27 protein-coding genes are annotated in these 26,337 nt (G+C 53.6%); 13 read left to right on the forward strand and 14 right to left on the reverse strand.

From position 1 onward, the window contains the following. Window positions 1-95: 95 nt before the first annotated feature. Together ACZ51B_RS06840 and ACZ51B_RS06845 are read left to right on the forward strand one after the other, a co-directional pair. Window positions 96-563, forward strand: a complete 468-nt coding sequence (locus ACZ51B_RS06840) for a GNAT family N-acetyltransferase (RefSeq protein WP_464296488.1) — start codon at window positions 96-98, stop codon at window positions 561-563. Between the two features lie 70 nt (window positions 564-633). Next, a complete protein-coding gene (locus tag ACZ51B_RS06845; RefSeq protein ID WP_464296489.1) occupies window positions 634-942 on the forward strand; it encodes a putative quinol monooxygenase in 309 nt (102 codons plus the stop codon). Between the two features lie 41 nt (window positions 943-983). Here ACZ51B_RS06845 and ACZ51B_RS06850 read toward each other — a convergent pair whose 3' ends face one another. From ACZ51B_RS06850 to ACZ51B_RS06860, 3 genes are all read right to left on the reverse strand, one after another. Further along, window positions 984-1,625: a PEP-CTERM sorting domain-containing protein gene (locus tag ACZ51B_RS06850; protein WP_464296490.1), complete on the reverse strand. Its 642-nt coding sequence runs from the start codon at window positions 1,623-1,625 to the stop codon at window positions 984-986. 123 nt (window positions 1,626-1,748) lie between these two features. Further along, the gene (locus ACZ51B_RS06855; RefSeq protein WP_464296491.1) at window positions 1,749-3,143 is read right to left on the reverse strand and encodes a hypothetical protein; all 1,395 of its coding nucleotides are present in this window, start codon (window positions 3,141-3,143) and stop codon (window positions 1,749-1,751) included. After that, window positions 3,140-4,678, reverse strand: a complete 1,539-nt coding sequence (locus ACZ51B_RS06860) for a hypothetical protein (RefSeq protein ID WP_464296492.1) — start codon at window positions 4,676-4,678, stop codon at window positions 3,140-3,142. Before ACZ51B_RS06860 ends, ACZ51B_RS06855 begins: the two co-directional genes overlap by 4 nt. A 104-nt stretch (window positions 4,679-4,782) precedes the next feature. On the opposite strand from ACZ51B_RS06860, the gene ACZ51B_RS06865 reads away from it, so the two are divergent. Continuing rightward, window positions 4,783-5,697, forward strand: coding sequence for a hypothetical protein (locus ACZ51B_RS06865; protein WP_464296493.1), 915 nt, complete (start codon window positions 4,783-4,785; stop codon window positions 5,695-5,697). Window positions 5,698-5,734: 37 nt separating this feature from the next. Here the strand turns inward: ACZ51B_RS06865 and ACZ51B_RS06870 are convergent, their stop codons facing one another. Then, window positions 5,735-6,859 (reverse strand): prepilin-type N-terminal cleavage/methylation domain-containing protein, encoded by a 1,125-nt coding sequence (locus ACZ51B_RS06870; RefSeq protein WP_464296494.1) that lies wholly within the window; start codon window positions 6,857-6,859, stop codon window positions 5,735-5,737. Window positions 6,860-7,148: 289 nt separating this feature from the next. Between ACZ51B_RS06870 and ACZ51B_RS06875 the strand changes: the two genes are divergently transcribed. Further along, window positions 7,149-8,465, forward strand: coding sequence for a glycoside hydrolase family 32 protein (locus tag ACZ51B_RS06875; protein WP_464296495.1), 1,317 nt, complete (start codon window positions 7,149-7,151; stop codon window positions 8,463-8,465). Window positions 8,466-8,471: 6 nt separating this feature from the next. On the opposite strand, the gene ACZ51B_RS06880 is transcribed toward ACZ51B_RS06875, so the two are convergent. The 6 genes from ACZ51B_RS06880 to ACZ51B_RS06905 all read right to left on the reverse strand — a co-directional run bounded on the left by ACZ51B_RS06880 (window position 8,472) and on the right by ACZ51B_RS06905 (window position 14,499). Beyond that, complete coding sequence (locus ACZ51B_RS06880) at window positions 8,472-9,620, reverse strand: M48 family metallopeptidase (RefSeq protein WP_464296496.1); 1,149 nt, start codon at window positions 9,618-9,620, stop codon at window positions 8,472-8,474. 22 nt (window positions 9,621-9,642) lie between these two features. Beyond that, complete coding sequence (locus tag ACZ51B_RS06885) at window positions 9,643-10,176, reverse strand: N-acetyltransferase family protein (protein WP_464296497.1); 534 nt, start codon at window positions 10,174-10,176, stop codon at window positions 9,643-9,645. A gap of 133 nt (window positions 10,177-10,309) precedes the next feature. Beyond that, on the reverse strand, window positions 10,310-11,377 hold the full coding sequence (locus ACZ51B_RS06890; RefSeq protein ID WP_464296498.1) for a redoxin domain-containing protein: 1,068 nt from the start codon (window positions 11,375-11,377) through the stop codon (window positions 10,310-10,312). 85 nt (window positions 11,378-11,462) lie between these two features. After that, window positions 11,463-12,332 (reverse strand): carbohydrate ABC transporter permease, encoded by an 870-nt coding sequence (locus tag ACZ51B_RS06895; RefSeq protein WP_464296499.1) that lies wholly within the window; start codon window positions 12,330-12,332, stop codon window positions 11,463-11,465. Then, entirely contained in the window at window positions 12,329-13,630 is a 1,302-nt protein-coding gene (locus ACZ51B_RS06900) for an ABC transporter substrate-binding protein (RefSeq protein WP_464296500.1), read from the reverse strand. The genes ACZ51B_RS06895 and ACZ51B_RS06900 overlap by 4 nt, the downstream gene beginning before the upstream one ends. Next, the gene (locus ACZ51B_RS06905; RefSeq protein ID WP_464296501.1) at window positions 13,573-14,499 is read right to left on the reverse strand and encodes a glycoside hydrolase family 43 protein; all 927 of its coding nucleotides are present in this window, start codon (window positions 14,497-14,499) and stop codon (window positions 13,573-13,575) included. The genes ACZ51B_RS06900 and ACZ51B_RS06905 overlap by 58 nt, the downstream gene beginning before the upstream one ends. Window positions 14,500-14,674: 175 nt before the next feature. Between ACZ51B_RS06905 and ACZ51B_RS06910 the strand changes: the two genes are divergently transcribed. From ACZ51B_RS06910 to ACZ51B_RS06950, 9 genes are all read left to right on the forward strand, one after another. After that, the gene (locus ACZ51B_RS06910; RefSeq protein WP_464296502.1) at window positions 14,675-15,655 is read left to right on the forward strand and encodes an ArsR/SmtB family transcription factor; all 981 of its coding nucleotides are present in this window, start codon (window positions 14,675-14,677) and stop codon (window positions 15,653-15,655) included. A gap of 125 nt (window positions 15,656-15,780) precedes the next feature. Continuing rightward, window positions 15,781-16,659 carry a prepilin-type N-terminal cleavage/methylation domain-containing protein gene (locus ACZ51B_RS06915; RefSeq protein WP_464296503.1) on the forward strand — a complete coding sequence of 293 codons (879 nt, stop codon included), beginning with the start codon at window positions 15,781-15,783 and terminating at the stop codon, window positions 16,657-16,659. Window positions 16,660-16,703: 44 nt separating this feature from the next. After that, window positions 16,704-16,892: a hypothetical protein gene (locus ACZ51B_RS06920; protein ID WP_464296504.1), complete on the forward strand. Its 189-nt coding sequence runs from the start codon at window positions 16,704-16,706 to the stop codon at window positions 16,890-16,892. Between the two features lie 9 nt (window positions 16,893-16,901). Beyond that, complete coding sequence (locus ACZ51B_RS06925; RefSeq protein WP_464296505.1) at window positions 16,902-17,729, forward strand: carbohydrate ABC transporter permease; 828 nt, start codon at window positions 16,902-16,904, stop codon at window positions 17,727-17,729. Further along, a complete protein-coding gene (locus ACZ51B_RS06930) occupies window positions 17,726-18,748 on the forward strand; it encodes a glycoside hydrolase family 43 protein (protein ID WP_464296506.1) in 1,023 nt (340 codons plus the stop codon). The genes ACZ51B_RS06925 and ACZ51B_RS06930 overlap by 4 nt, the downstream gene beginning before the upstream one ends. Then, complete coding sequence (locus tag ACZ51B_RS06935) at window positions 18,748-19,038, forward strand: YciI family protein (protein ID WP_464296507.1); 291 nt, start codon at window positions 18,748-18,750, stop codon at window positions 19,036-19,038. The genes ACZ51B_RS06930 and ACZ51B_RS06935 overlap by 1 nt, the downstream gene beginning before the upstream one ends. 35 nt (window positions 19,039-19,073) lie before the next feature. Next, window positions 19,074-19,652 (forward strand): GNAT family N-acetyltransferase, encoded by a 579-nt coding sequence (locus ACZ51B_RS06940; protein ID WP_464296508.1) that lies wholly within the window; start codon window positions 19,074-19,076, stop codon window positions 19,650-19,652. A gap of 68 nt (window positions 19,653-19,720) precedes the next feature. Next, the gene (locus ACZ51B_RS06945) at window positions 19,721-20,518 is read left to right on the forward strand and encodes a hypothetical protein (protein WP_464296509.1); all 798 of its coding nucleotides are present in this window, start codon (window positions 19,721-19,723) and stop codon (window positions 20,516-20,518) included. An 8-nt stretch (window positions 20,519-20,526) separates the two neighbouring features. Then, window positions 20,527-21,354 carry a hypothetical protein gene (locus ACZ51B_RS06950; RefSeq protein WP_464296510.1) on the forward strand — a complete coding sequence of 276 codons (828 nt, stop codon included), beginning with the start codon at window positions 20,527-20,529 and terminating at the stop codon, window positions 21,352-21,354. Between the two features lie 523 nt (window positions 21,355-21,877). On the opposite strand, the gene ACZ51B_RS06955 is transcribed toward ACZ51B_RS06950, so the two are convergent. From ACZ51B_RS06955 to ACZ51B_RS06970, 4 genes are all read right to left on the reverse strand, one after another. After that, window positions 21,878-22,330: a transposase gene (locus tag ACZ51B_RS06955; protein WP_464296511.1), complete on the reverse strand. Its 453-nt coding sequence runs from the start codon at window positions 22,328-22,330 to the stop codon at window positions 21,878-21,880. Between the two features lie 273 nt (window positions 22,331-22,603). Then, a complete protein-coding gene (locus ACZ51B_RS06960; protein WP_464296512.1) occupies window positions 22,604-24,502 on the reverse strand; it encodes a DUF3732 domain-containing protein in 1,899 nt (632 codons plus the stop codon). Then, complete coding sequence (locus tag ACZ51B_RS06965) at window positions 24,502-24,987, reverse strand: three component ABC system middle component (RefSeq protein ID WP_464296513.1); 486 nt, start codon at window positions 24,985-24,987, stop codon at window positions 24,502-24,504. Before ACZ51B_RS06965 ends, ACZ51B_RS06960 begins: the two co-directional genes overlap by 1 nt. After that, the gene (locus ACZ51B_RS06970) at window positions 24,984-26,162 is read right to left on the reverse strand and encodes an ABC-three component system protein (protein ID WP_464296514.1); all 1,179 of its coding nucleotides are present in this window, start codon (window positions 26,160-26,162) and stop codon (window positions 24,984-24,986) included. The genes ACZ51B_RS06965 and ACZ51B_RS06970 overlap by 4 nt, the downstream gene beginning before the upstream one ends. Window positions 26,163-26,337: the final 175 nt, after the last annotated feature.

Here is a 26,337-nt window from a genome sequence, read left to right on the forward strand (position 1 = left end):
ACCAAGCAAGACAGTTCACTTCATCACCGGTGTCACGTCCATGCGGGCAAGTCGATGTGCGATTCGTACATGATGATCAAAGTCCGAACAATATCATGAACGAGTTGACTCACCTCAGTTATCAGCCGGCAACTTCGGAGGACGAACCGTTCCTCCGAGGTCTATTTATGAGAGAGAAGGCGCTCCAATTCTCAGCGCTGCCACTCGCCCCGGAACAGCTGGAATCACTGCTCGATATGCAGTACCGGGCACAGACTCAGCAGTATGCAGCGACTTACCCTCATGCAAACTCTCGCCTCATCTTAGTAGAAGGAACCCCCGTTGGAACCGTTCTCACCCATGGAGACGAGGAGATCCAGTTGGTCAACATAGTGATTCTGCCGGAGTATCAGAACAAGGGTGTCGGCACGAGGGTTCTCCGTGACTTGATCTCATATGGCAAACCCATCCACCTGAGCGTAGATCCGAACAACCCTGCCCTTCGGCTCTACACGAAACTTGGTTTTGTGGTGGTAGGTCAGCAAAGTCTGCATCTAGAGATGACCTACAGACCTTCGATGTAACCATGTTGATTTCGAGGCAATAGCCGTACCTGAGCATGTTTACCAGGATGCCTACTGTATAATTCGGCCCATGGTCACTCTGGTAGCATACGCTCGCATCAAAGATTCCCGGCGTGAAGATGCCTTAGCTGCGTTTGCAAAGATTCGGACTCCTTCTCAGCAGGAAGAGGGATGCAATCAGTACGACTTTTACGAGAGCCCGACCGACCACAACTTCTTCGTTTTCGTGGAGGAGTGGGCAAGCAGAGAGGCTCTTGAGGCGCATTTCCAGCAACCTCATTTCGTCGAGTACAGCCAGACCATTCCCGACATGCTTGCCGAGCCACCGATGATTCGCATCTACGACATCGCCGGTTACGAAGACCTCGTTAGTAAGTAAGCCCCGAACCGACGGTCCGGGGCTTTCGAGATGATGAGCCTCTAGGCCTTCTTGCGTCTTCGTCGGAGCATAGCCGCACAGCCGAGACCCAGCGCAGCCATCGTGCCAGGCTCCGGCGCAGGCTGACCGTGGGTACCAATCAGTCTCCAACTAAAAGACTCGTTTCTCACGCTCGCCAGATCGTATCCAAGCGTGTTGAGAACCTGAGCGGTATCGACTGCCACCGATGAGTTTCCATCAATGCTGAAATGCACCTTGGGTGTATAAGTGGAAGGCGTGGCCTGAGAGGCGTTCGAGTAGTCACTGGTGTCGAAGTCGTAGTCCGAAGTTTGAGTGAGAATCACCTTATCTCCAGGGGCAACAACAATACCGGTACCGATCATGCCATCCCATAGTTGGAACGAGGTGCCACCCGAGTTGAAGTTATCAACTAAGACACCTGGATCCAGCGTCATGTTTGTAGCACCCGTATTGACAAACATAATGGCGCCAGCGTCATATACTCCGCTTCCGGAACCACCTAGGAACGTTACTCCGCTCGATCCATCCCACGGATTAGGGAAGAACCCACCACCGCGAATGCCATCGGCATAACCTACGTAAATATCGTAACTGGCCATTGCGGGAACGCATAGGGTTGCGGCACAAGCACTCATGGCAACCCATCTAAAATTCAACTTCATTGTCTCCTCCTATGCTAGGAAAAATCCTAGCATGCCATTTCAGTATAGGATTACTCTTAGAATAGGAGGGGACCGCGACTACTTTTCCAGCAATTGTAACACTCACAACTTGGGCGGCTTCACCTACCTATAGCGACGTGCTGCTTTGAGCGATTGGAGGACATTGCTTACTAACGCAGGTTCGGATTGCTGAATTGCAGCAAGATACTCTGAGATTCGCTTAACTTGCAGCTGCTGAGATTCTGGGAATACCGCGGCATGTTTCTCAGCAAGGTCCGCTTGCAATAAGTACAAACAGCTTAAGAAAGCGTTCATACACATACGCCTAAAGTTCGCCTTATCAGATGGGTTCTTAGGCTCCCACTCGACGAACTGTCGATCGAGAAGCAGGAACGAGAACTGGATTTCCCACGGTCGGGTTCGAGTATTTTCATTTCTCGATTGCTCGCAGAGTTTTCTCAGCAACATAAACGTTGCGTGAGCAGGATAAGGCCCCTCGTGCAAAAGAGTTTGTGAAAAGTAGTCAGCGCGTAGTGTTTCTCGCTGAGGACCACTATGCGTTAACGATGGGTCAGCAATCCAGCCTAGCCAATACCAAGGAAGTCGCAGTTCCCGCATCTGCTGTTCCAGGCTTACTCCTTTTGTTTTGGCTGCTGCCACGTCTGCGGGAAGTCCGAGAACGGTTCCATCGGACATGGCATACACCCTCCCGATTTCAGCAATCTGCCACATAGGGTTATCACCAAAAAGAGGTCTCGGGAGAGGCTCCGCCAGTGCCTGCTTCTGTTCAATGCGTAACTGATGTTGTAGCTGTAAAAGAGATCGATACTTAGCTAGAGCCAACTCTTCGATGGGAGTCTTCGGTTTGAACTGCTCTCGGACGACATTATCCAGCTCTTGCAACGTGGCATAGGACGGCGAGGCCAAGTACTTGTCTTCGGCCTCCCAGAACTTAGGCGATGTCGGGATGGGTACGTCTGGGATCCAGTGCGCAAGCGAAGCATGCTCAGATCCGTGGAACCCGTCTTCACTCAGCCGGTTCATTGTGATCCCCACCGGTAACCTTGAGAGATCGATCCCCAAGATCTCCTCACGAACTGCTTGTGCATCTTTGAGCGAGGAAACCTTCGGTCCCATCAGCTTAGGAGCAAGCTTCCTCAACGAACTTACAAACTCAGCATCGCGAGCCTCGGCGGTCTTTCCAGGAAGAGTCACCGCCCCTGGTTGAAGTGGGCGGCTTGCCAGCGGGTTGAGATTTGCCACCGACAACGTCTTTCGACGGTTGAGAATCATCTTCAAGACAGCTTCTTGACCAGACATCGGGAGATGATTTCCCGCACGCCGAAGCAAATCTTGACGACCATATCCGAACACGGCCAGTTCGATTCCATCTGGAGAGTGGCATGAGGCACACGATCGCCCGTTCTTGTCGGCCTGTCGCCAAGCAGTTAGGTCGAGACGGGGAATGTAGGCCGACGAGCGGCCTACCAAACATGCAGCAATCAGCGCGGTGATCACGGTGTAACGGAGTTACCTACAGCGTAAAGTCGAGCATTGCTGATCCCATATGCCTTGCCATCCGTTCCTATGAGCGTAGGGGTATAAGCCTCCCCAATCCCGTCCGTGAGCCGAATGCTCTCCGTGAGTGTCAAGCTCGTAAGGCTCCAACGATACAGCACGCCGTCCTCACAGTTCAGGATCACGCATTTGTTCGGGATGTCCACCGCGGCGGAGTTCACGCACCACTCGCGAACAGCAGATGGATGGTCGGCGACAAACTCTGCGTCCGGAGTTGGCCCGGTAATCGTCGCAACTTCGGCCATAGTTGAAATGCCCGAAACGCTTTCAACCGAAGAGGCAAAAGGATCAAGTAGGCCAATCTTGTTGGCCCCCGAACCTCCACCTTCTACGTAGTTGTTATACTTAGTGACCAACAAATAGGCGGATGTCCCGTGATAGGATGCAACAAGTTTGGAAGGCACGACGGATGCCGTATCGTCCCACCCAAACGCACCCGGGATCTTGGTGGTCTTCAGGTCACCTGAGAAATGGAGCATCCAACCTCGAAGGTGATTCGATCCAAAAGAGTTCTCAAGGACACCGTAGTAAACGTCTCCGTCTGGTGCGACCAGTGGGCAGGCTGTTCCAGAATCGTCTATCAACGCGTCGAGTCCTGACTTGGGATCCTTCAAGGCAACTCTTGTGATAGGTGTCATGGTGGCGGCATCGATCTTTGCCAACACCCCTCTTCCGAAATCACCGTTTGAAAGAGGCACATAGATCGCATCGCCTGTGCGGGTGATGGCAGGTGCCCCGTTCATCTTAACCTGAGTGATCCCTGCATCGTTGGCTGCATCCGTAGCAGCGACCCAACTACAAACCCCGGCCGCAGAAATCTTCGCGACTCCGGATTTGAGATGAGCAGGCGTATCCGAAAGCACCTTAAAGCCAAAGTAGACCGAGCCATCCGCCCCCGGCGTGAGCGGCGTGCAAATCCTCACTGCATCGTTATAGGCGCTGGCGTTTGCCTGATAAGTAACATCCCCATAGAACGTGACCACGCTGACGCTCGCACTCGCGGCATCCGCAGATCGAAATGCCACGCGCCCACCAGCCATGGGCCACGCAGCGAGCTGAACACTTGGACTTCCCGTCGTCGCTGGAGCAGAAACAAGACAGGGTCCAAAGGAAGGCGTCCAGCCGTGAGGCGGCATCACATAGTCACTTGCGGCCGTCCACAGCGGCGCCCCGGAGGCACCGCTCAGCGTCTTCACTTGGAAGCCAGAATCGACATTGAGCTTCAAAGGCACCACAACGTTGTTGCGCATCGTAACGCACGGGGTCCCGTAGTGACTCAAAAGGTCATTCCCTGAGTATCGTGGGTTCAAATCGACGGGTGTGGACCACACAATACGGGACAGATGTTGAGCCCCGATCACGGATTGAGCGATGTGCTGTCCGTTCCCTCCGTGACCCTGCCACCCAATTGGGATGGGCGTCACGGACGGTGTGAACGCAAGCGAGGCCATGCGGAGAGCGGCAAGCAATAGCATAGTTTCGCCATGGTAACAGGTTTGCCAAAAGTTGCACACCTCGTGTCAATCAATTTTCAATTGGCAATCCATGTATGCTTGTCCGTGCAATGAAACAATCAAGTGTGATCATAACGTTGCTTCTAGGCTGTGGGATTGCCATAGCCCAGATTCCTGGTTTAGGCGGAAATAAGCTCCCGGGCATCCCTGGAGTCGAAAACTTATTTAAGAAAGGACCGGCTATCACTACTTCTCTCAAAGATGCGAAGTGGGAAGCACCCAACAAAGACGATTTCAACCCAGAGGAGAAGAGCCTCAAGGACCTTGAACGCGGTCCAAACGGCGGGTTCATCCTGAAGGAAGGCGCGTATGGCGCCAACCTTGAATCCTATTGTCTCCATGCGGGCACTCACGGCCCTGGAGGAGGCGACTGCTACCTCTACGCTCCACCCAAAGGCCCCTATGAGAAGGCGGTCATCGCGGTTTGTCAGAACTCCGTGAAGCACACGGACATCCCACAGCGAAAGATCCAGCTGCTTCTTTGGGCAATGATCGCCCGAACGAAGTTCTCGGACCTACAGCCAGACCTTCGGGAAATCTCCACTCAACTGCTAACCCCTCAACAGATTCTCGACATGAACGGTGGCGCGATGGGATTCATCTCCGATGAACTGATGCAGAGAGGCCTCGTCAAGGAGCCTCCTTTTGTTCAGCAGGTGATGCAAGCGGAAAACCAACTGCGACAACAGCTCACCCTCCCCACCGCAAAATTCGAGGATCTCGAGAAGATTGCCGTGCTCACCGGCGACATTGAGAAAGGCAAAGGCAGCCGAGAAGCTCCTCGCGGTCGATGGTCCCTGCACCCAGATGGCTACTATGTCCGATACATGCCTAGCGGCTACTCCAACACCCACCTAGAGATCTATGTGGAGCCAGGTAGCAAGTGCATCGGCAAGGAGTTCGACCCCGCAACTCACATCGCAGTCCCCTGCGACACCAACCGCCAGCGACTCATCCAGTCCGGCCGTATCCTCTACTAAACATGGGGCGGGCGCAGTCTTAAAGTGGCTGCGCCTGTCACATGGGAAAGAACAGAAACATCTGTTCATAGTTGAAGCATCCCAAAACTTCGGGTTTGGAATTGATCCGCTTCACAAGAGACCCATCATTCCTCACCGTAAAACACCCGGGTCGGGGACACGCCACATCGCTGGGATTCATCTCACTGACGCATCTCCCAGAGCAGGGTCCCGTGGTGACGTCCGCAATAAGTCCTACTTCTGGTTTAGCCCGCAAAGACTCCAAGGTAACACCCTTCTGAAAACGCGCCGAGAAGGTCGGAAGAAATGCCCAGCTTATGGGATACGACACCTTGGGGTCGACATCGGCGGGATCGTCCACGTTCCGTATCATCCAGACCGCACTTGGAAAACTGGTTTGCGAGCTATGCATTCGCTCGTCGAGGTCGGAGGCCATGATCTCCTTGGGAGCATACGTCGGAACCAGAGTTTCGAGATACCGAGGCGTGGCCTGATCATGATCCGACTCGTAGAGATTAATGGCCAAAAAGACCTGCCGAAGCTTGCTCACATCCGATGTCTGACGAGCCCCTTGCGTCGACTTGGCAAATACAGGGAACAAGAGGGCGGCTAGTATCGCGATGATCGCAACCACCACGAGTATCTCAATCAAGGTAAATCCCCCCAGATTGTATGGGCCATGAGGCCGACGACTCGGTGGGGCTGCGTCCTTTGGCTTGATCTGACTCAAAGATGTATCAGCCAGACGAATCAAATAGGACACACCAAACCCCATCAGACACACCAGGGCAACAGGGATCACCAGGAATGATTTGAAAAATCCGAAGGAAAATTGAGGCCGCCCGCCGCTGCAGACCGCGTACCAGACAAAGGTCAAGACCACCATCGGAAGGAGGCATGCCGCGACCTTTGCGACCCTATACTTCGCGCCAAAGGAGTAAGCGATAAGTGGTGTTGCACAAATCCCAGCCCACGTCGCGCATGTCCCCCAAACCTTCCCCGCGGAATCGCCGAAGGTGTAAAGAAGGAACGCCCTAGATGGCTCCACAAATCCACCCCAAGCTCCACTCGAACGCAAAAACATCCACTGTGCGGTAGCAAGCGCTACCGCACCTAGATAGACGCTGAGTCCAATAATGGCGAGTTGAGCGAGTAGTTTCATAGGAAATGAATGGGGAGTCAGCTCACGCTCTGGCTTAATTTGCTACAGAAAAACGGTGTGGACCAGACGCGATACTGACCGAAATACTTCCGTCGCCGACCGTCTGATGGAACGCGACTAATTACCATTACAAGTGTAACATCAACATGTACGTTTAAGCCAATCTTTCCGCGAGTGCTCTACACGGATTCCGGATACTGAGATACGGGGCTACCCAAGCGCATGCAAGCATGATGGTTCGCATCAGTTCTAGAGGATTCCCACCAATCAATCAGGCTATAGTTATGTCGTGTTGATACCCATTACGCAGGTGTATATGGAGCCGCTCCGCCCTCAGTTTCACTTCACCGCCCAAACCGGCTGGCTGAACGACCCGAACGGCCTCGTGTACTCAGGCGGAGAGTATCACCTGTTCTTCCAACACAACCCCTTTGGAACCCAGTGGGGCAATATGACTTGGGGACATGCTGTCAGCAAGGACCTGATCCACTGGAAGCAGCTAGAGAACGCCATCACGCCCGACGAACTTGGGACGATGTACTCCGGCTCGGCAGTCATCGACAAAAACAACACCGCCGGCTTTGGCAAAAACGCTCTCGTTTGCATCTACACCGCAGCAGGCGGAGAAAACGAGCAGTCGAAAGGCAAGCCCTACACCCAGTGCCTCGCATGGTCACTGGATGGTCGAAACTTCACCAAATTCACCGGCAATCCAATCCTCCCCAACCTGGCCAACGGCAACCGAGACCCGAAAGTCATCTGGCACGCACCAAGCAAGAAATGGGTGCTCGCTCTTTATCTCGACGGGGACCGCTACGCGATCTTCAACTCCAGCGATCTCAAAGCCTGGACCAAAATCTGCGACGTCTCCATGCCCGGCACCTCCGAGTGCCCTGACTTCTTCGAACTCCCCGTGGACGGCGACACCCAAAAGAAACAGTGGGTCTTCTGGGGCGCTAACGGCAACTACCGTCTAGGCACATTCGACGGCATAAAGTTCACGCCCACCACCGCTCCCATCCGATCCAACTTCGGCAACACCAGCTACGCCGCCCAAACCTACTATAACGATCCCAAGGGCCGTCGAGTACAGATCGCGTGGTTTCAGAACTCCGAGTTCCCAGGCTGCACGTGGAATCAGCAAATGGGCTTCCCCACCACACTCGCCCTAAAATCCACTTCCGACGGTCCCCGGCTTACCATCAATCCGATCAATGAAGTCCGATCACTGAGAGCTCACAAGGTCGCCCTCAAAGACAACCAATTCCAAGTCTCAACCGGACTCTTCGATCTCTCTGGCACCTGGAAAGTCCCAACCACCGGCATCCTCAAACTAACCCTCAATGGCGTCGTCGTCACCTTCGATGCCGAAAAGCACACGCTCTCCGCACTCGATAAAACGACCTCGATTGACACCAGCAGTGGCACGCTCCAGCTCCGTGTCTTAGCCGACAAAACGACCCTAGAAATCTACGCACAAAACGGTCTGGTTTCGATGCCGCTATTCATGCTCCCCAAGCCCAACTCCTTCGCCGGAGTCCTGGTGGAGAAAACCGGAACCTGGACCGGCAGGCTCGACGTCTGGGAACTCAAGAGCGCCTGGTAAGCCTAACTAGGGCGGAGTCAAGGCTTTAAGTGCAACAAGACGATCCTCTAAGGAAGGGTGCGTAAGCCGCACTCGATCCAATCCGATATACCGAATCGGCTGCCCCATGCATCGGTGCAACTTGATGAGGGCAGATGACAAATCCGGTCCGAAGCCGAAACTAGCCGCATCGCGATCGCATTTGAATTCCAGCGATCTTGTAAACCGCCCTACGATCATGGAAGAAACGTTTAAAAGAGACGCAGCAGCAAAAACAACAACGGGCAACACGTATGCCCTACCTGCTTCAGTTTGGGCCAGAAGGTAACCAGCCAGAGCACATAGCATAAGAGCTCCGAACCTGCAAACGAACATCCGCATCTGAATTTTTCGTCCATCCCCATCGCGAGCATGGGAAAGCTCATGGGCAATCACCGCTTGCAGTTCGTTCTCAGTGAGGATGTTCTTTAAACCCGTAAAGACCAAAACAGTTCCGTTCGGCATTGCAAAAGCATTCGTCGTCATTTGCGGCACAAACACAAGCTCATTTGGCGTGAACCCGAACCGACTCATCGTTTGGGAAGTTGCCTGTCCCAATGAAGAGTCCATAGGGACGTGGATTTGCCCTCGCTTCATAAGTCGAGGTGCCAGCTTAATCCGTACAATCAGCACGATCAAAGCTCCTGCCACTAACGCAAGAGACACAATCTCGTCCGAATTGTAAGCATAGGATGCAGCGAACAGAGCAAGTGGGATTCCAACTCCCAAAAGATTGAACAGACGAGTGCTCAACGGCTGAAGTGAATCAGAAAAAACAGGGAATCGAGCGATAATCACCTTCTCGCTTTGATAACGCAGCACCACGGCTGCCGTCACCGATACCAAGAACGTCGTCCCAAACATGATCAACATTGGCCCCGTACCGGGCACCATTCTCGCGGCCAATACATCCACCGGTTGAAATGATCGATACAAAAAGTAAGCCAACAGCAACGGACAACAAATCGTCAAAACAATCCGTTTGCGATAGGCAAGTTCGTACTTAGCCTGAAGAACATCAAACTCGAGAAACCCACCGTCGGGAGCAAACTTAGGCAGGCCCCGCTGGATCATGGAAAGCGGCCATATCACCGCCACCAAGAGCATTGCACCGTAGAAAATCAGTAGGTCAACCATTGCGCTTGCAGAGTGTAGCCGTTCACAACCTCCGCTCAAGCACCATTCGATCCGGCTCACCCGAATCCTCCATGATCACGACCTTGTCAATGTGATCAAAACCCTGCCCAACCCAGAACCTCAGCGCCCGCAGGTTCTTCAGGTACACGTTGCACAGCATCCGGGAGAACCCGAGCCCCGACGCCACCTCAGCCAACCCGGAAACGACCCGCTTCCCAACTCCTTGTCCCGCGAGATCAGGAGTGACAAAGAAGATCCCGATAAACAGACTTCCCGCATGAGGAATTCCGCTGGTCGCATGGAAATACCCGCACGGCTCACCGCCATAAAGGATCAACTGCAACCGAAACGCTTTTCCTTCTAAAACACCTTCATTTGATGCCTGAACCAGTCCCGCGTATTCCTCTAGCTCTACCGGATTGAACGCAGAATCCAAGTCCCCAACCGCGGCCCGAGACCCATGCAGTTCCGCTACAATCGACACTTCATCGAATCGTACATCGCGGACAGAAATCCCCTCAAAACTCCATTCCGAAGGCAAGAACTGGCCGTCCATATTCCAGCACCTTACCTCGCAGGATAAGCGACACGTCTTCCCAGCGCTTTACACGCCCCACAGAAGAGTGAGCAGAAGAAGTTCGGGAAGCCCCTCACCCATGTACAACTAGGATGAGGGGACGAAACGAAGCCTACTTGCTCGCTTTCAGCTTAGCAAGCTTCTTTCGAAGCATCTCAACGAACTCAGCAGGAGCATGAGAATCCTTCTCCGCCAATGCAATGGACTGCTCTTGGAACTTGATGGCCTCTGCCTTGTCGCCCGTGAAGTTGTACACCTCAGAAGACATCGCCATGAACATGTACTTCATCTCGTTCTTCTCAACGGCTTCGCTGAGAGCCACCTTTCCGTACTTGTACGCCTCAGGGGAGAGGTCTGAGTAGGTGGCAAAGATCGAGCAAACCATGCGATACGCGCCAATATCTCCCGCAGACTCCGAGATGATCTTCTTGCAGGAATCGATACCTACCTGAGGCTCGACATGAAGCTGGGCGACCAGCTTGCTGTACATGTGGTACCGCTCCAAATTAGGACGCTTCTTGACAGCGATCTCAATCTGCTCAAGTGCCTTCTTATACTCCTTCTTCTCAAGCGCTTCCGTAACGGGTCGAATACCCTCCACGCTCAGCGCGCGAGCATTTCGAGCGGCTACAATATCAAACTTGTTCGCAATGACCTGGTCAAGAACCTTGCCAAGTTCCAGCGGGTAGCCGATCCAAGCAACCTTCCCATCTCGCCCGATGATGAAAGAAGCAGGAATCCCGCCCTCTCCAGCAGCCTTCATCCACTTGTTGGCAACCTCGTCGTTCATGCCATCCACGGCGACGTTGTAATCCATGGCGCTTCCCTGCTTCTTTACGAAGTCAGCGACCTTCGCAATGTAGGCCGTGCTGGTGTGGTCTTGAGTTTCCCACACGCTTACGCCTGTAATGGAGACCTGCCCCTTGTACTTCTTTGCGAGTTCGGTCAAGTGAGGGATGTTCGCCTTGCAAGGTCCGCACCAGGTCGCCCAGAACTCAACCACATAGATCTTGCCCTTCTCAAACTGCTTAACGGGCGTACCCTTAAGCCACTTTGCAGGCTTCAACGCAGGTGCCGCGTCACCAATGTTCAGATAGTGATCCTCGGCGATGGCGAGGCATGAAGTGGAAGCGACAAGAAGCGCCGCAAGGGAAACTTTGGGATGAAGTAAGAATTTCATGGGGTGATTACGTCAAAAAAGAGAGCCGCAACCAATAGTTTATATCACGACATATCCATATGCCCACTTATTCTTACTTTAAGCCCTAGGCAGCGCTCTTCCACAAGTTCCGAGTCAGGGGCGCGGAAACCACCATTAAGATCACGAACAGGATGTAACCCACCGCCGACGCATACCCAAGCTGATATTGACTGAAGCCGGTTTGATACATATAGAGCACCACACTCAAGCTCCCGTAAGACGGACCGCCCTGAGTCAGCAAGAGCGATTGACCAAACACCTGCGAAGAAGCAATCAGGCTGGTCACCAAACAAAACACCACAATCGGCTTGAGAATAGGCAACACAATCAGGCGGTACTTCCGGTACCCAGTCGCCCCATCCAACGAGGCCGCCTCAACTATTTCACTCGGCACAGACTTAAGCCCAGCCAGATACACCAGCATGTTTCCGCCGTAACCCCACCAGATCGAGAGCATAGCAATCGAGGGCATCACCCACGTAGGCGAACCCAGCCAAGGCAGATTCACTCTCTTACCCGCCGCCGAGCTGAGGAGATAGTTGCTCAGTCCAAACTCCGGAGCCAACACCCAACGCCAAACCAGCGCAACTACCGTCACACTCAATAGCGTCGGCAGGTACAAGGCAACCCGGTAAATCGCATTCCCACGAACGTTCTGACTCAACCCCATCGCCAACAGAAACGACACAAGGTTGCCAAAGGGAACGACAATGAGCACAAACAACGCCGTACGATTCAGCGCAATCCGGAAGAGATCGTCACCCAAAATGCTCCGATAATTCCCGATGCCCACGAACTCCGACTGCTTAGACAACATATGCCAATCGTGCAAGCTCAGCCACAAACCATAAACAATCGGCACTACGAGAAACAAGCAAAAGCAGATCACATAAGGAGCCAAGAAGAGCGCCGCAACTCGTCCATTCGGCTTCATCTCTGCCTGGCCCCACGTGACAAAACGGCATTCGAACGGCGGTCCGCCTGGGCAGTCGCCTCAGCAATCGTAGAGTTCTCGTTCAGCGCCGACTCAATGGCCGCATCGCCAAACGTCCCCACCTGATTGATCCGAGGCGAGCAAGGCTCGTACACCACATAGTCCAACTCTTGGGACAAGTTGTACTGCACACGCATCGCCCGAAAACGCTCCGTATCCAGCAGACTCTTCCGAACCGGAATCTGTCCCCCAGCAGCCCAATCCAGCGAGTGATCCGACACGTAGCTCATAAACTTCAACGCTGCATCCCGCTTGGCAACATCAATCGAAGCAGGAACACACAGCACATGCGACCCGGCCCACACGGCCTTAACCGGTCCGAACTGGGGAACAGGAGCCGCCGCATACCGAAGCCCTTTCTGGTTGTCCAAACCCGACTTCATGTAAACCCCTTCAAACGCAATCGCTACCGTGCCGTTCAAGAAACCCAGCCACGCATCCTGACCCGCTGGCTGCGGAGCAATCTTGTCGTCCTTCCACAACTGGACCATCCGGCCAAGAGCCTGTTGCCCTTCAGCTCCGCTCATTCCCCCATGCGAAAGATCCGCAGACAAGAACGAAGTGCCGAACTGATTAAGAAAAGTTAGCCCGTTCGAGTGCAGCCACGTAAACGCAAAAGGCCAATCCCGAGTTCTCCCAAGCTTCTTAGAGCTCACCTCGAGCTTCCTGCAAACCTCCACAAACTCGTCGTAGTTCGTCGGGACCTCCGTGATCCCCGCCTCAGCAAAACGATCCAAGTTGTAATACATCCCCAAGGGATGGCAGTCCAGCGGAATCCCCATCTGTTGTCCTTGGTATTGGGCCGCATGCCAGGGCCGCTCCGCGTAGTCTTTGGCCTCAAACTGCCCGGCCCGCACAAAGGAATCCAACTGAAGCAAAGCATGGTGAGATGCGTACTCGGGAATCCGGTGAGCATGCAAAATGAACACATCCGGCGCACCACCAAAGGCCAATCCGAGCGTCACCTTGTCGTAATAGGTCGCCCAAGGGATGATCTGCATCTCCACCTGAATCCCGTCCTGAGATGCATTAAAACTCTTAACGATCTTCTCCATCGTCGCCCCATCAGGGCCGGAGAATCCGTTCCAAAACTGCAGGGTGATCTTGTCCGATCGACTTACAGACTCGCTTCGGCCGCAGCCGCCGATCAGCAACACGATCGCCGCGAGTCCAACCCACTTCAGTCCCAATCCACCCTCGCCAACCACATTTGCCGCTTGGTGTGGGTCGGATCCCACGCATGAAAGGCGGTCCACAACTTCGAATCCGGACCAACCACAAACGAGTTATGCCCTGGCCCCACCAGCCCCTGCGAAGTCCTCAAGAATCGTGGCGCCTCAGGCATATCCGAAACCCACGGCCCCTCAACGCTGGTAGAGCTAAGCCAATCCACCCCATAAGTCGAGTTGGTCCAGTTGCCGCCCGAGTAGAACAAAACCAGCTTCCCGCCATGCTCCACCACCGAAGGCCCCTCCAGCGTGTGCCAGTCGTACCGGCCGCCATAAATCTCACGGTCTCGCATATAGATCTGCCAATCCGAATTTGCTCGCGCCACCACTGTAAAGTCCGCACCCAGCTTGAAATCAGCACCTAGAGGCGCAACCACCAAGCTCGTACCCGGACGATCTCCATCCAACAAATCGCGAGCATAAAACAGCCACAACCGACCCTCTGCATCCAAATAAGGGTGGGCATCAATAGCAAAACTACACAAAGAAGGATCCAGTACAGGACTCTCAACGTGAACGTAAGGCCCCTCAGGTTTCTCTGCCCGCGCCAAGCGTAACTGGTGCCCATGATCCCCGCTCCCCACGCTAAAGAACAGCAGCCACTCACCCTCAAACTCGATCACTTCCGGTGCCCAATAGTCATCGCCAAGCCCAATCAAAGGCTCAACAGCACCCGGCAATGACACCCAATTCGAGAAGTCGCGCGACATCATCAGCGGGAATATCCGCCCATCAGAAGAAGGTCCAGTCGCAATCGCATACCACGCATCTCCAGCTCGCCACACGAACGGGTCGGGGAATAACTCCTCCGTCACACGCCGTTGGTCGGAGATCTTGAATGTATGCGTTTCTTCTAATGCGTATGTCACAACCGACATTATGCAATCGAATCCTCAGATTCCCATGACTTTCTTTGGGATTTTCAGAGCCACCCTCGAACCAGTTAGGTTCAACGCACAAAAGCATGCGTATGTAGCTATCTAAAATAACATACAGTTTCTTGCATCCTCATGTTGTTTCATGTATGATACGAGATGCAGGTTCACATTCAAGATGAAGAACAGTATCCGTCGCCTCGATCTGTCCTCGAAGGACTCCGTCGAACTCTTCAAAGTCCTGGCATCCGACGCCCGGATCGCGATCCTTCGACTCCTTTCCGAAGGTGACAGCAATGTAAGCGAGATCGGAACGGCTCTGGATATGTCGCAGCCCACCGTAACCCGCCACATCCAAGCCCTAGAATCCGTCGGCCTGGTCATCAGCGAGTACGCATCCGGCCAACAAGGACTTCAAAAGCGCTGCGCTCTCGTCACATCCCTACTTGAATTTGACCTTGTCGATGGCCGATCCTCAACCCGCCCTGTCGAAACCATCTCGATGCCAATCGGCCTTTACACCCTCGCCTACCCAACCGGCACCTGCGGCCTCGCCAGCCGAACCAAGTTCATCGGCTTCCTCGACAAACCACAATCCTTCTTCGACCCCGAACGCGCCACCGCCCAACTCCTATGGATGGCCTCCGGTTTCGTGGAATACACCTTCCCCAACGATTTGCCCACCACCGTAGACGTCGACAGAATCGAACTCTCGCTCGAAGTCTGCTCCGAAGCTCCCAACTACAACCCCGATTGGCCCTCCGACATCACCGTCTGGATCAACGGAGTCGAGGTAGGAACCTGGACATCCCCCGGAGACTACGGTGGAACCCGTGGCGCACTCAACCCCGACTGGTGGGTGGACCACATGACCCAGCACGGACTCCTCAAGATCTGGTCCGTGGACTCCACTGGCTCCTATGTAGACGGAAACCTCGTCTCCAACGTGGACCTCAGCAAGCTCATGCTGGTCCCGCAACAGCCCGTAACAGTTCGAATTGGGGTCAAACCCGATGCCGTCAACCAAGGCGGATTCAACTTGTTCGGCTCAGGATTTGGCAACTATCCCCAAGACCTCGTCATGCGACTGCACTACACCTCACGTAGCCCCTCGCGACGAACTCTAGGCGCAACCGACAAAAGGGAGGTTCACGAATGACTTCATGAATCTCACCCTTGCCCACATCCTAACTCGAAACTCCTGAGGCGGTGCCCAACACAGTGCTTGGTCGCCCCGACGTCGATGTCGAAAACCATTTTTGAAAACCAATGAAGGTTATCCATATGCAAAATAAATCTCGAGCTTTCACGCTCATTGAACTTCTCGTTGTTATCGCGATCATCGCTATCCTAGCTGCCATCCTCTTCCCAGTCTTCGCACAGGCCAAGAAAGCCGCTAAGAAAACAAGCTGCCTTTCAAACGTGAAGCAGCTGATGACAGCAACCCTCATGTACTCAGGCGATTCCGACGATGTCGCACCCGCAAACGGCGAAGGTCTCGTGGTCCAACCCGTTTCCGGGATATGGGTCCCCATGGAGCCTTGGACCGGACTCAACGGAACCGTGGCAGGCGCCGACTTCGGCTTCGGTGGTGGAGCCAACGCCCCTCTCGGATTCATGGATCCAGGCGCATCCCAAAACTGGGGCCGTAGCGTCTTCCCCTACGTTAAGAGCATGGACATGTACGTCTGTATCTCGGCCTCCAACGACGTCGATCAAGCCCTCGTGCCCACCAAAAACGCAGGCTCCGGCAAAACCAGCTTCGTCATGAACGGCTGCCAAAGCAACAAGTCCATGACCGCCCCAAGCCAGCCAGCAAACCTTGTGCTGTACTCCGGCCGTGCTACCACCGTACGAGAGGCCATCGTCAACCCACGCATGAACGCGTTCTCCGATGGCACCACCAAAGCGAACGACATCGATGACTCCTGGATCGGCTTCACCCACGACTTAGGAGACAACTATGCCTACGCCGACGGCCACGCCAAGTTCAAAAAACGAAACGGCGTGACCTTCAAAGAGTACGGCTTCTGGGAGTGGGTCAACATCAACGGCACCTGGATCAACCCAGACAACAAGCCGACCATGACCTCCGACCCTACCAAGAACATCAACAACTGGGGCAACTGGGGTAACTGCGACCCAGCCCAGGTCACCAACTAAACCAACAAACTGGGGCGACCGCGTCGCCCCAAAACCTCACTCTCATGAAGCCTAAACAGATCCTCGTGTTAATCTCTCTCGTCGCGTGCTGCAGCGCCAGCCTCATCGGATGCAGCACCGAAGACAACCCCGTCACGCCCGAAAAGATGCAGTCCATCCGCAAGAAACAGGCGGACGAGATGGGCCAACTCAGCAAAGGTGGCACCCCACCATCGGCTCCTCCCAACAAGTAGCAACCAACCATGGCGCAAAGAGTGAAACCGCTGGCCTATCACGGATGCATGATCTCGGCCGTCGTGATCCTCCTGCTGCCGATCTTTTGGATGCTCACCACAAGCCTAAAACACGAGGAGGACGTACTCAAACTTCCTCCCGAATGGCTCCCATACCATCCAACCCTTGAGCACTTCTTCAAGCTGTTCAACCAAGCATCCGACTTCCCCGTCGCACGCTGGTTCTTCAACTCCATCTTCGTCAGCGGAGCCACCACAGCCCTCGTGCTACTCATCAGCAGCATGGCCGCTTTCGCTTTAGCACGTCTCAAATTCGCAGGTCGAGACCGAGTCGCCCTCACCATCATCAGCACCATGTTCGTGCCAGCGCCAGTCCTGCTGGTGCCGGTGTTCCTAGTCATCGTTCGGCTGCATCTGTTCGACACCTACGCCGCCCTCATCCTGCCGGCACTCAGCGGAGCCTTCGGTGTGTTCCTCCTCCGACAGTTCATGCTCCAGATCCCCCTAGAGCTAGAAGAGTGCGCCTACCTAGAAGGAGCCAGCACCTGGACCGTCTATAGCCGGGTGATCATCCCTCTCTCCAGACCGGCCCTAGCTACGCTCGCCATCTTCACGTTCATCGGCTCCTGGAACGACTTCGGCTGGCCCCTCATCGCCACCAACTCGCTTGCCTACCGAACCCTGCCGGTCGGTCTCTCCATTTTCCAAGGCCGCTACACCAACGAGTACGGTCTCTCCATGGCCTCTGCCGCAGTCGCCACCATCCCCATGATCATTGTGTTCGCCATCTTCCAAAAACACATCACCCAGGGCATCGCCCTCACCGGGATGAAATGAAAACACTCTCACTCCTCTCACTCACCCTCGCGCTGATCGCCTGCGCACCACCTGCCCCAACATCAGCACCGAAAAAGATGGACGAACAAGCCACGAAATTCACAAACCCTGTGTGGAACCACGACTTCCCAGATCCGTTCATCACCTTCGATAACGGCACCTTCTACGCCTACGCCACCCACAAAGACAACACCGGCTTCCAGCTCCTCACATCTAACGATCTGGTCCATTGGAAACAAGAACAAGCCGTCTTCAAACCCACCTGGGCAGACACCCAATACTGGGCACCCGAAGTCCACCACTTCAACCAGAAATGGTATTTCGTGTACTCCGCCCAAGACCGAACCACCAAGAAGCGCGACGTCGCCATCGCCGTCGGCCCCTCCCCGAAAGGCCCTTTCAAAGACCTCGGCAAGCTCATACGAGGCGTCACCAAAAACCCAAACAAGAACCCCGAAGGAGCCATCGACGCGACCCTCTACTTCGAAGGAAATACCCCCTACCTCCTGTACACCCAAGAAGAGCCGCGCAGCATCGACATCGTCGAACTCAGCCCCGACCTCTCCAAAACCGTCGGCGAAGTCACCACTCTCATCCACCCCGATCGCCCCCTCGAAAAAGGCGTCACCGAGGCCCCCACTCTCGTAAAGCACGACGGCCAATACTGGCTCTTCTACTCCAGCGGCTGGTTCCAATCCTACAAACGAGACGCCTGCTACCAAGTCTGGGCAGCCCACTCCAGCAGCCTAAATGGCCCCTACCCCAAGCCCGAAAAGCCGCTACTCACCACGGTGCAAGACCACGTCTACTCTCCAGGCCACCAATCCATCTTCCAACTCCCGTCCGGAGAGTGGTGGATCACCTACCACGCCTGGGACGCCTCCGCCGAACCGCTCTACTCCGACAACCACACCGGCCGAACCCTCCGAATAGACCGCCTAACCTGGACACCCGGCGGCCCAACCGTCAACGGCCCCACCTACACGCAGCAGCCAGCACCGCATAGTAAACTCCGTTGATGAAACAGTGGGTGATTCACGCATGGGATGGCTCGGATGAAGCGGCACGAAACCGCAGACTCGAGGTCCGTCCCTACCACCTGAAAGGCGCGCAAGAACTGAAGGCAAACGGCAACTTTGTCCTAGGCGGCGCCATGCTAAACGACGAAGGCCACATGATTGGCAGCACTATGATTGTCCAGTTCGAAACCGACCAACAACTCCAAGAGTGGATCGACCGCGAACCCTACATCCAGCAGCGAGTTTGGGAGCGATACGACATCTACCCCTTCCGCGTGGCGGACGTTTGAACTACCGCCCCATCCAACCCTCAGTACACTAAGCAATGGCCGAGTACACCAAAGCCCCCCACACGCCCCTCGAAACCAAGCGACTTATCCTACGTCCGCTTTCCCAAGAGCACGCACCCCGAATCCAAGAACTGTTCGACAACTTCAACGTGCTGAAGTACCTATTCAGCGCCATCCCATGGCCCTACCCATCCAATGGTGCCGAAGAGCACCTGGCCAGAGTCTTGCCTAGACAGGAAGAGCAACTGGAGTACAACTGGGCAATTACGCTAAAGGACTCGCCGGAACTCGGGCTTGTCGGTGTTATCGGGCTAACCCCGACATCCGAGCACGACCACCGAGGCTTCTGGCTAGGCGAACCCTATTGGGGCCAAGGCCTCATGAAGGAAGCAGTAGGTGCAGTCAACGACTTCGCCTTCGACCAGCTTCAAATGAGCTACTTGCTGCTCAACAACGCCGAGCCAAACACCGCCTCACACCTGCTCAAGCTGCGCGCGGGAGCAGAGATCATCGGTACAGAGCAGATTTCCTTTATAGGTGGAGATTTCAACAGCATCCGCTGGCGCCTCACCAAAGAAAACTGGACCCAACATCGCGCCAGCTTCCTGGCCTGAGCTGTAGGTCAAACGGTAGGGGGACGTGGGTCCAATCACGGTAACCTTCGCCCCCAGGAAATCTCCCCATGAACTCAATCCCCGCCCGCCTCTACGTTCTGCTAGCCCGCGACGCAAACGTCGGGCTAGTCATCCGTAGAGGCCCAGCGCGGCAAGTCGCAACCATCCTGTGGGATCGAAACAAAGACACATTCACCCTCGGCCAATGGCTCAAGGGCAGAATCTACGAACGGCGCTGCGACTTATCTCCGAATGGCAAGCTCTTCCTGTACTTCGCGTTAAAGGGAGAATGGAACAACGAGGCCACAGGCTGCTGGACGGCCGTATCTCAAGCGCCCTACCTAAAGGCCATCAGCCTCTACCCACAAGGTGCAACCTACGGAGGTGGCGGACTCTGGCTCGACAACAGCCAATTCTGGATACACGGTCACATCGGTCACGAGCCACTCCGCGAAAGCAAACAGGTCCAACGTGTAGTGCAGCACACCCCCGCGTCCACTCCCGGAACTCATTACGACGTCATCCACTTCAGCCGCCTTCTGCGCGCCGGATGGTCCCTTGTGAACACCGAGAACAACAAATACACGTTCGACAAGGCAGTAAAGTACGGCTGGATCCTCCGTAAATACGTCCAGCCCCGCAAAGTCCCACCCGTTGCCGAACAACACGAACTCATCCACCCAGGATCAAACACAACCCTAGACGCCAAATCCTGGGAATGGGCCGACTACGACAGCAAACGCCTACTCTGGGCAACCGAGGGCAAACTCTTCGCCACAACCCCAACCACCAAAGGACTCGGAGAGATCAAAGAGCTCCACGACTTCAACAACATGATATTCGAACCCCTCATTGCCCCCTACTAGGTCAGGCTATGAGCAACAAACTTATGAACCCAATCCCCGCCCGCATCCACGTTCTCCTAGCCCGCGACGCACCTGTCGGGCTAGTGATTCGACGTGGTCCAGCCAAGCAGGTTGCTACCCTTCTGTGGGATCTCCGGGATGATACGTTTCGGCTGGGTCAGTGGTTCAAGGGGCGGATTTACGAACGGCAGTGCGATCTTTCGCCAGACGGCAAGATGTTCCTGTATTTCGCGATGAACGGAAGGTGGCAGGACGAGACGCAGGGATGCTGGACAGCAGTCTCGTATGCGCCTTACCTAAAAGCCATCAGCCTCTATCCGCAAGGGTCAACCAATGGAGGAGGAGGGTTGTGGCTAAGCAATAAGAAATTTTGGATTCACGGCCACTCGGGCCATCCGCCAACACGCGAAAGCACCGTCGTTCGTTGGACAAAGCTTTGCATCCCTCAGCTTCTACCCTTGACCAACGTCGAAGGTCTTTACTACAACCGGCTGAAGCGCAGCGGCTGGTCACTCGTTTCCAACGACCCGCGCAAATACACATTCGAGAAACCTGTCCAGGAAGGTTGGATGCTCCGTAAATTTGTAATCTCCGCCGCCAATCACCCTGAAGGTAAAGCAGCGCACGACGATGAACACGAACTAGTTCATCGCACCTCTGGAAAGACGATTTGTGGCAAACACTGGGAATGGGCCGACACCGACGGCAAACGCCTACTGTGGGCAACCCAAGGCAAACTCTTCGCCACAACCCCAACCAAAGTTGACCTCGGAGAAGTCAAAGAACTTTACGACTTCAACAACATGAAGTTCAAACCCATCGCGGCCCCATACTAGCCCCAACCGCCCGGCACCCACAAACCCGAGCCCACTCACCTCCGAGAGGCCCACTAGGGCCGGCATAGCCTAGCCCAGGTCGCAAGACCTGGGAAAGCTCCCAACAGGTCCGAGTCCTGAAAGGACGGCATAGACAAAATAACAATCGCCGCAAAACCCGGCACCTACAACACACCCCGAAGATACTCCGAGAGGCCCACTAGGGCCGGCATAACCTAGCCCAGGTCGCAAGACCTGGGAAAGCTCCCAACATGTCCGAGTCCTGAAAGGACGGCATAAACAAAGCAACAATCGTCACAAAACCCGGCACCCTGAAGATCATCCGATAGTCCTGCTAGCGCTGGCGAAACCAAGCCCATGCCCCAAGACCTGAGTTCAAAGAGACACTACCGCCCCCAACCCTCCGAGAGGCCCACTAGGGCCGGCATAGCTTAGCCCAGGTCGCAAGACCTGGGAAAGCTCCCAACAGATCCGAGTCCTGAAAGGACGGCATAGACAAATTAACAACTCGAACCCAACTCTCCTAATCCCACACGTACCTCTCGTCAAAGTCGATCTTAAACTCCCGATACAACTCACGCATCTCTTCCTGAAACGTCCGAGAACGATGGTGCTCTTCCTGATTCCGGATATAACTCTCAACTCCCCGAGAATCCGCCGCATTCACCGAGAACGCCGAATACCCGCCCTGCCAACTGAAACCCTCCAACAATCCGCCTTTCGTCTTAAGCCAACGAGAAGAGTTCGCCTTCACAGACCCAACCGTCGCCGCAAGGCTCTTCGACCGGGAAAGCTGAAACAGCAGGTGCAAATGATCGTCGTGCCCACCAGCCAAAACACAAGGCGCCCCTTCTTGCCCAAGCACCGCCCCCACGTAAGGAAACAACTCCTCACGAACCCCCTTGCTCAACACCGGAGCACGATCCTTCGTGCTAAACGCAACATGGACCAGTACGTTCGAAAGACTCTGAGGCATCAAACTATTGTAAACCGAACGTACCCTGGCCCTTCAGGCCTAGCCCAGACCAATTCTGATGCCTATTGCCCCAAAAAGACGGTTGAACTCCGAGGATATAACTAGGCAAGGTCACACCTATCATGGGCTACAAGAGAAAAGCATTTCATTTCAAACCCGATTGCCAGGAGGTTTGGGAAACAGGGAGTTGCATGCCTCATCTCACTTGGCATCCGAGTCGTATACAACTCCCTAAGGGGCTCCGTCTTCTCTCGATAGATTTCGCGCTCGTGTCTATTCCCAGTTATCTGGAACAAACTTTAGACCTCCATGCCAATTCTCGACCGTTGCATCTTTGAATAAGTTGTTTTCTAATCCGACATGCTCTAGGGCAATAAATTGGAGCTTGCCGTCAAGCTGGGAGATCTGTTCAGCGATTAGCTGATACACCCTTGAGACTGCATCCCAGTCGCCTCCCGTCTGGTCACCTTGAGTCGGGAAATAAACCTGCGAGAGTTGATCAAATATCATGAATCGAGGGACAGGACGATCCTCAAAGACAAACCACCTGTGTAGGGCAAGGTGAGCGAGGAGGTGACAACCCATCCAGTTCTCACCGCTACCCATTCGGTCCATGGGAACCGGTCCATTGCGAGTATCCGCAACTACAGTAAGTGACTGAGGGTCGAATCGGAGGAAGTCTCTATACTCTAATTCAAGTTGGCTGGCCATAGCCGTCATGTCACGACTAACGATGCTTACTGCCGAATCAAAGCGGTCTCCTCCAAGCGATGCAAGCTGACTGCGTAACGCCTCGACTTTTGCCTTGGCGGCGTTTACGGCGTGCTCCAGTGGAGTCCTGTCATCGGATAGATTTAAGGCACCACTTTCCAGATATAAGGTGGCTCGGCCAGTAAAATGCGCTTGTACCTGACGTAAATCCATTAGGCGGCGAAGTTCTTCCTGCTGTGCCATTAGAGCAGTCCTCTCATCCCTAATTCGCCTTAGTAAAATGGTGATTTCATTCTTCTCTTTTCTAAGTGCGTCCCGAACAGCTTCTAATCTGGGCCTGGAGCCTTCTGCTCCTGCCAATTCAAGTTCGATTTGTCGCAACAAACTCTGAGCTGCCCCATAATTCATCGAAGCATCGATCACTGTGCCGCATGTCGGGCAAATCGGTTCGCCCGCTGGCGAAGAAAACAAGCCCATTGATTGAAGTCGGGCCCTCTGCTCTCTCACTTCAACAGCGTAATCGTCACCAGCCTTATCAGTTTCTTCAACCGCCCGTAGTTGGCGATCAAGTTCTTCAAGACGTGCATAAGCTGCATCTTGACGCTGATCTAGATCACCAAGGACTTCAGAGGGCACATCAGGTAAATCTCCTGATTTGTAACGTGCTACAGCATCAGATAATAATTTCCCTAGTTCTTCAGCATCATTGGAATGAGTTCCCCTAACAAGCAAACCCGCCTGGACAGCCTCTGCCACCAGCGCCTGAGCCTTACTTAATCCTAGGCCACCTATTGCCACCTGTTCTTCAAGTCTTCTCTCAGCAATTCTTTGCTGTCGGAATGCTTCTCGCAACAATGCACGCATTTTCGGTCGCTCCGCATCGACGGCGCCAAGGAAGTAAGGAAGAGTGTCCTGTAATGCTTGCGCTTCAAAGTTATTTGATGAGTCATGAAAGAGGAAGCTTTTCTGCTCTACTTCGTTTTGGTCCTGTAAACAAAACACCAGCGCGTGGCGAAAAGTTGCTGCTATCGGCGGTCGTGTCTGACCTTCTGAAGGCTCACTGACATTTTCGCCTATGCCGATACGCAAGGTTAGAAAATCTCTTAATGCTTCACGATTGAAATTAGATTCGAAATCCTTAATTTCAGGAACTTCAATGTCTTCACCGACAATCACCCAGATACTATCAGAGTACTGTTGATTTCCTGGTGGATCTTGTCTACAAATAAATAAATCGCCGTGGTCATCAGTGAGAACAATGGCATAATGAGAGCAACCATTTCGAACAACTCCATCTGGAATTTTGCATTTTTTAGCTCCTAGGCAATAGTCAACTATCTCCAAGATCGCAGACTTTCCTGTTTTCGAATCGCCGGTGATTACGTTTAGACAACCAAGGCGAAATTCTACAGTTCGGACACCGCCCTTCCTACCATAAATTACAATGCGCTTAATTTGCACTATGGAGCTACCCCAAGTAGTGCATAGATCGTAGCAGGCGGACCAGCCTGAGCAAGCATTGCACCAAGTCTTCGAGCCAAGGTTACAACCTTACCAACCGAATTGTTAGTCTTAATGGCGGCAGACTTTAGATTCTTTATTGAAGAAATCTCTGATCCCTGGACTCTGATTGTTCCCGCAGATGCACCTAGAACTAGAGCCTCACGTGTAAAAATCACCATCTCTTTGGCACGAGATGGGAAAGCAGCTAAAGGTCTTCGGTTATCGTTTATCCAATTTGCAAATTTCGCACTGGAAGTGGCAGGCATAACTTGGGCTGTTTCGCCGTGCAAGATAATTGGAAGAATTAGAAAAACCAGTGAAAGTGGCATGGGGCGCTTTAACTTCTCCTCGTAGCCACGTGCAGCGGCATCGATAATTAACGCGCAAAACCACGGATTTAACATAGCAGCTATCTCTGTGCTGCGTTCGTTCCAAGCTCTCAAGCTACTGCTCCAGTGACAACTGATTTAAGTCGTTGTTCAAACATTGGATGCCACCCTACTTTCAAGCTGTCTGCAAGAATGTGATAGGACCCTCTACGTATAAATGGAGCATCACACTCTGGCACGATGCGTAGATCAGCCTTATCCTGCATCCAATTAAATAGCTCACGCCCTAAACGTCGCATCTCTTCCTCCCCAGCTTCCTCTCCCATTTCGTCAAGGACAGAATCGTAGTGGCGTTGCCATTCCTCTTCCAAACGCAGTGCGTAGGCGTCAAGTTGCTCTGTATATAAAAGAGAATCGCCTATCCACTTATTGCGTTGAAGGCCAGCACGGTAATAGTCGCGTATAGCATGAATGACACCTCGATTCAGGCCTATAAGTCGCATTTGAAAAACAAACGTCTTATTTTGAAAACTGGCAGTCTGCTCATCGTTCGGCGACGCATCCCCAAAATCAATTGGAAGGTTCGACTCGTCCATCTCCCGTCTCAGTGTTTGTAACTGTGAACCGACTAGTCCGAGAGACATTGACTTTGTACCGCTCTTCGACTGTAGCTTTATGACTGCGTCGTGCCACCAGCCTTCGAGGCGGTCAACGAAAGCCTTTCTGCGCTCCGGAAGTGTCGCCCACCGCACTTCGTGTTCAATTTCCTGCCTCACTTCAACAATATCTGGGCTGCCATCTAGGATGTAAACGTTTGAGAATAGTTGTGTTTTTTTGGCATCTGTAAGAGCCTTAAAAGAGTCAAACGAAGCTTTCAATTCAAGATTCTTAGATATGTTCGCAGTTTCACTAAGTAGTTCTAGTGCCTTGGCGATATCACGATTTTTGTCATCGCGGAGAAACCAAGCTGCCGAATTATTCGAGACTGAACTTGCAGCAAGCAAGAAAAACGTGGTGTCTTCCGCAGCTAAATGTCCAGATTGCACATTTGTGCACCAAACTCTGATTGTTTTCCATAGATCTGGTGCCGCATTAGTTATCGGAGCTTGAGTATTTTTGATTTGCCAGACTGTTGCACCTTCAACAGAGGTGATTCCGACATCATCAAGCGTTTCGATTGTTAGTTCATGCGACGGCGATTCGTCTGCTCTGCGTATGGCAATGAGAAGCGCTTGGCGCTCTTGATACGCAAACCCCAGAGCAGACTCGCTAGCATCAAAAATACTCATTACCTGAAGACCTACAATAGCACATGACGGCTACCACAAGATGATATTAGATGCTTTCACGTTGCTATTGCTACTGACTCAACCAGTTGACATGCGAACTTCAGGATGAAATTGATACTTATACATCGTGAAGTTCGCATGGCACATGAGATATCTGGGTCAGACACGTTGACAT

It is taken from the genome of Fimbriimonas sp. LA-C6 (genome assembly GCF_055398105.1).

Excerpts from the sequence above, each read along its gene's own strand:
- ACZ51B_RS06840 (WP_464296488.1), top strand. The coding sequence starts at position 96 with ATGAACGAGTTGACTCACCTCAGTTATCAGCCGGCAACTTCGGAGGAC.
- ACZ51B_RS06845 (WP_464296489.1), top strand. The coding sequence starts at position 634 with ATGGTCACTCTGGTAGCATACGCTCGCATCAAAGATTCCCGGCGTGAA.
- ACZ51B_RS06850 (WP_464296490.1), bottom strand. The coding sequence starts at position 1,625 with ATGAAGTTGAATTTTAGATGGGTTGCCATGAGTGCTTGTGCCGCAACC.
- ACZ51B_RS06860 (WP_464296492.1), bottom strand. The coding sequence starts at position 4,678 with ATGCTATTGCTTGCCGCTCTCCGCATGGCCTCGCTTGCGTTCACACCG.
- ACZ51B_RS06870 (WP_464296494.1), bottom strand. The coding sequence starts at position 6,859 with ATGAAACTACTCGCTCAACTCGCCATTATTGGACTCAGCGTCTATCTA.
- ACZ51B_RS06880 (WP_464296496.1), bottom strand. The coding sequence starts at position 9,620 with ATGGTTGACCTACTGATTTTCTACGGTGCAATGCTCTTGGTGGCGGTG.
- ACZ51B_RS06885 (WP_464296497.1), bottom strand. The coding sequence starts at position 10,176 with ATGGACGGCCAGTTCTTGCCTTCGGAATGGAGTTTTGAGGGGATTTCT.
- ACZ51B_RS06890 (WP_464296498.1), bottom strand. The coding sequence starts at position 11,377 with ATGAAATTCTTACTTCATCCCAAAGTTTCCCTTGCGGCGCTTCTTGTC.
- ACZ51B_RS06895 (WP_464296499.1), bottom strand. The coding sequence starts at position 12,332 with ATGAAGCCGAATGGACGAGTTGCGGCGCTCTTCTTGGCTCCTTATGTG.
- ACZ51B_RS06905 (WP_464296501.1), bottom strand. The coding sequence starts at position 14,499 with ATGTCGGTTGTGACATACGCATTAGAAGAAACGCATACATTCAAGATC.
- ACZ51B_RS06910 (WP_464296502.1), top strand. The coding sequence starts at position 14,675 with ATGAAGAACAGTATCCGTCGCCTCGATCTGTCCTCGAAGGACTCCGTC.
- ACZ51B_RS06915 (WP_464296503.1), top strand. The coding sequence starts at position 15,781 with ATGCAAAATAAATCTCGAGCTTTCACGCTCATTGAACTTCTCGTTGTT.
- ACZ51B_RS06920 (WP_464296504.1), top strand. The coding sequence starts at position 16,704 with ATGAAGCCTAAACAGATCCTCGTGTTAATCTCTCTCGTCGCGTGCTGC.
- ACZ51B_RS06925 (WP_464296505.1), top strand. The coding sequence starts at position 16,902 with ATGGCGCAAAGAGTGAAACCGCTGGCCTATCACGGATGCATGATCTCG.
- ACZ51B_RS06930 (WP_464296506.1), top strand. The coding sequence starts at position 17,726 with ATGAAAACACTCTCACTCCTCTCACTCACCCTCGCGCTGATCGCCTGC.
- ACZ51B_RS06935 (WP_464296507.1), top strand. The coding sequence starts at position 18,748 with ATGAAACAGTGGGTGATTCACGCATGGGATGGCTCGGATGAAGCGGCA.
- ACZ51B_RS06940 (WP_464296508.1), top strand. The coding sequence starts at position 19,074 with ATGGCCGAGTACACCAAAGCCCCCCACACGCCCCTCGAAACCAAGCGA.
- ACZ51B_RS06945 (WP_464296509.1), top strand. The coding sequence starts at position 19,721 with ATGAACTCAATCCCCGCCCGCCTCTACGTTCTGCTAGCCCGCGACGCA.
- ACZ51B_RS06950 (WP_464296510.1), top strand. The coding sequence starts at position 20,527 with ATGAGCAACAAACTTATGAACCCAATCCCCGCCCGCATCCACGTTCTC.
- ACZ51B_RS06955 (WP_464296511.1), bottom strand. The coding sequence starts at position 22,330 with ATGCCTCAGAGTCTTTCGAACGTACTGGTCCATGTTGCGTTTAGCACG.
- ACZ51B_RS06970 (WP_464296514.1), bottom strand. The coding sequence starts at position 26,162 with ATGAGTATTTTTGATGCTAGCGAGTCTGCTCTGGGGTTTGCGTATCAA.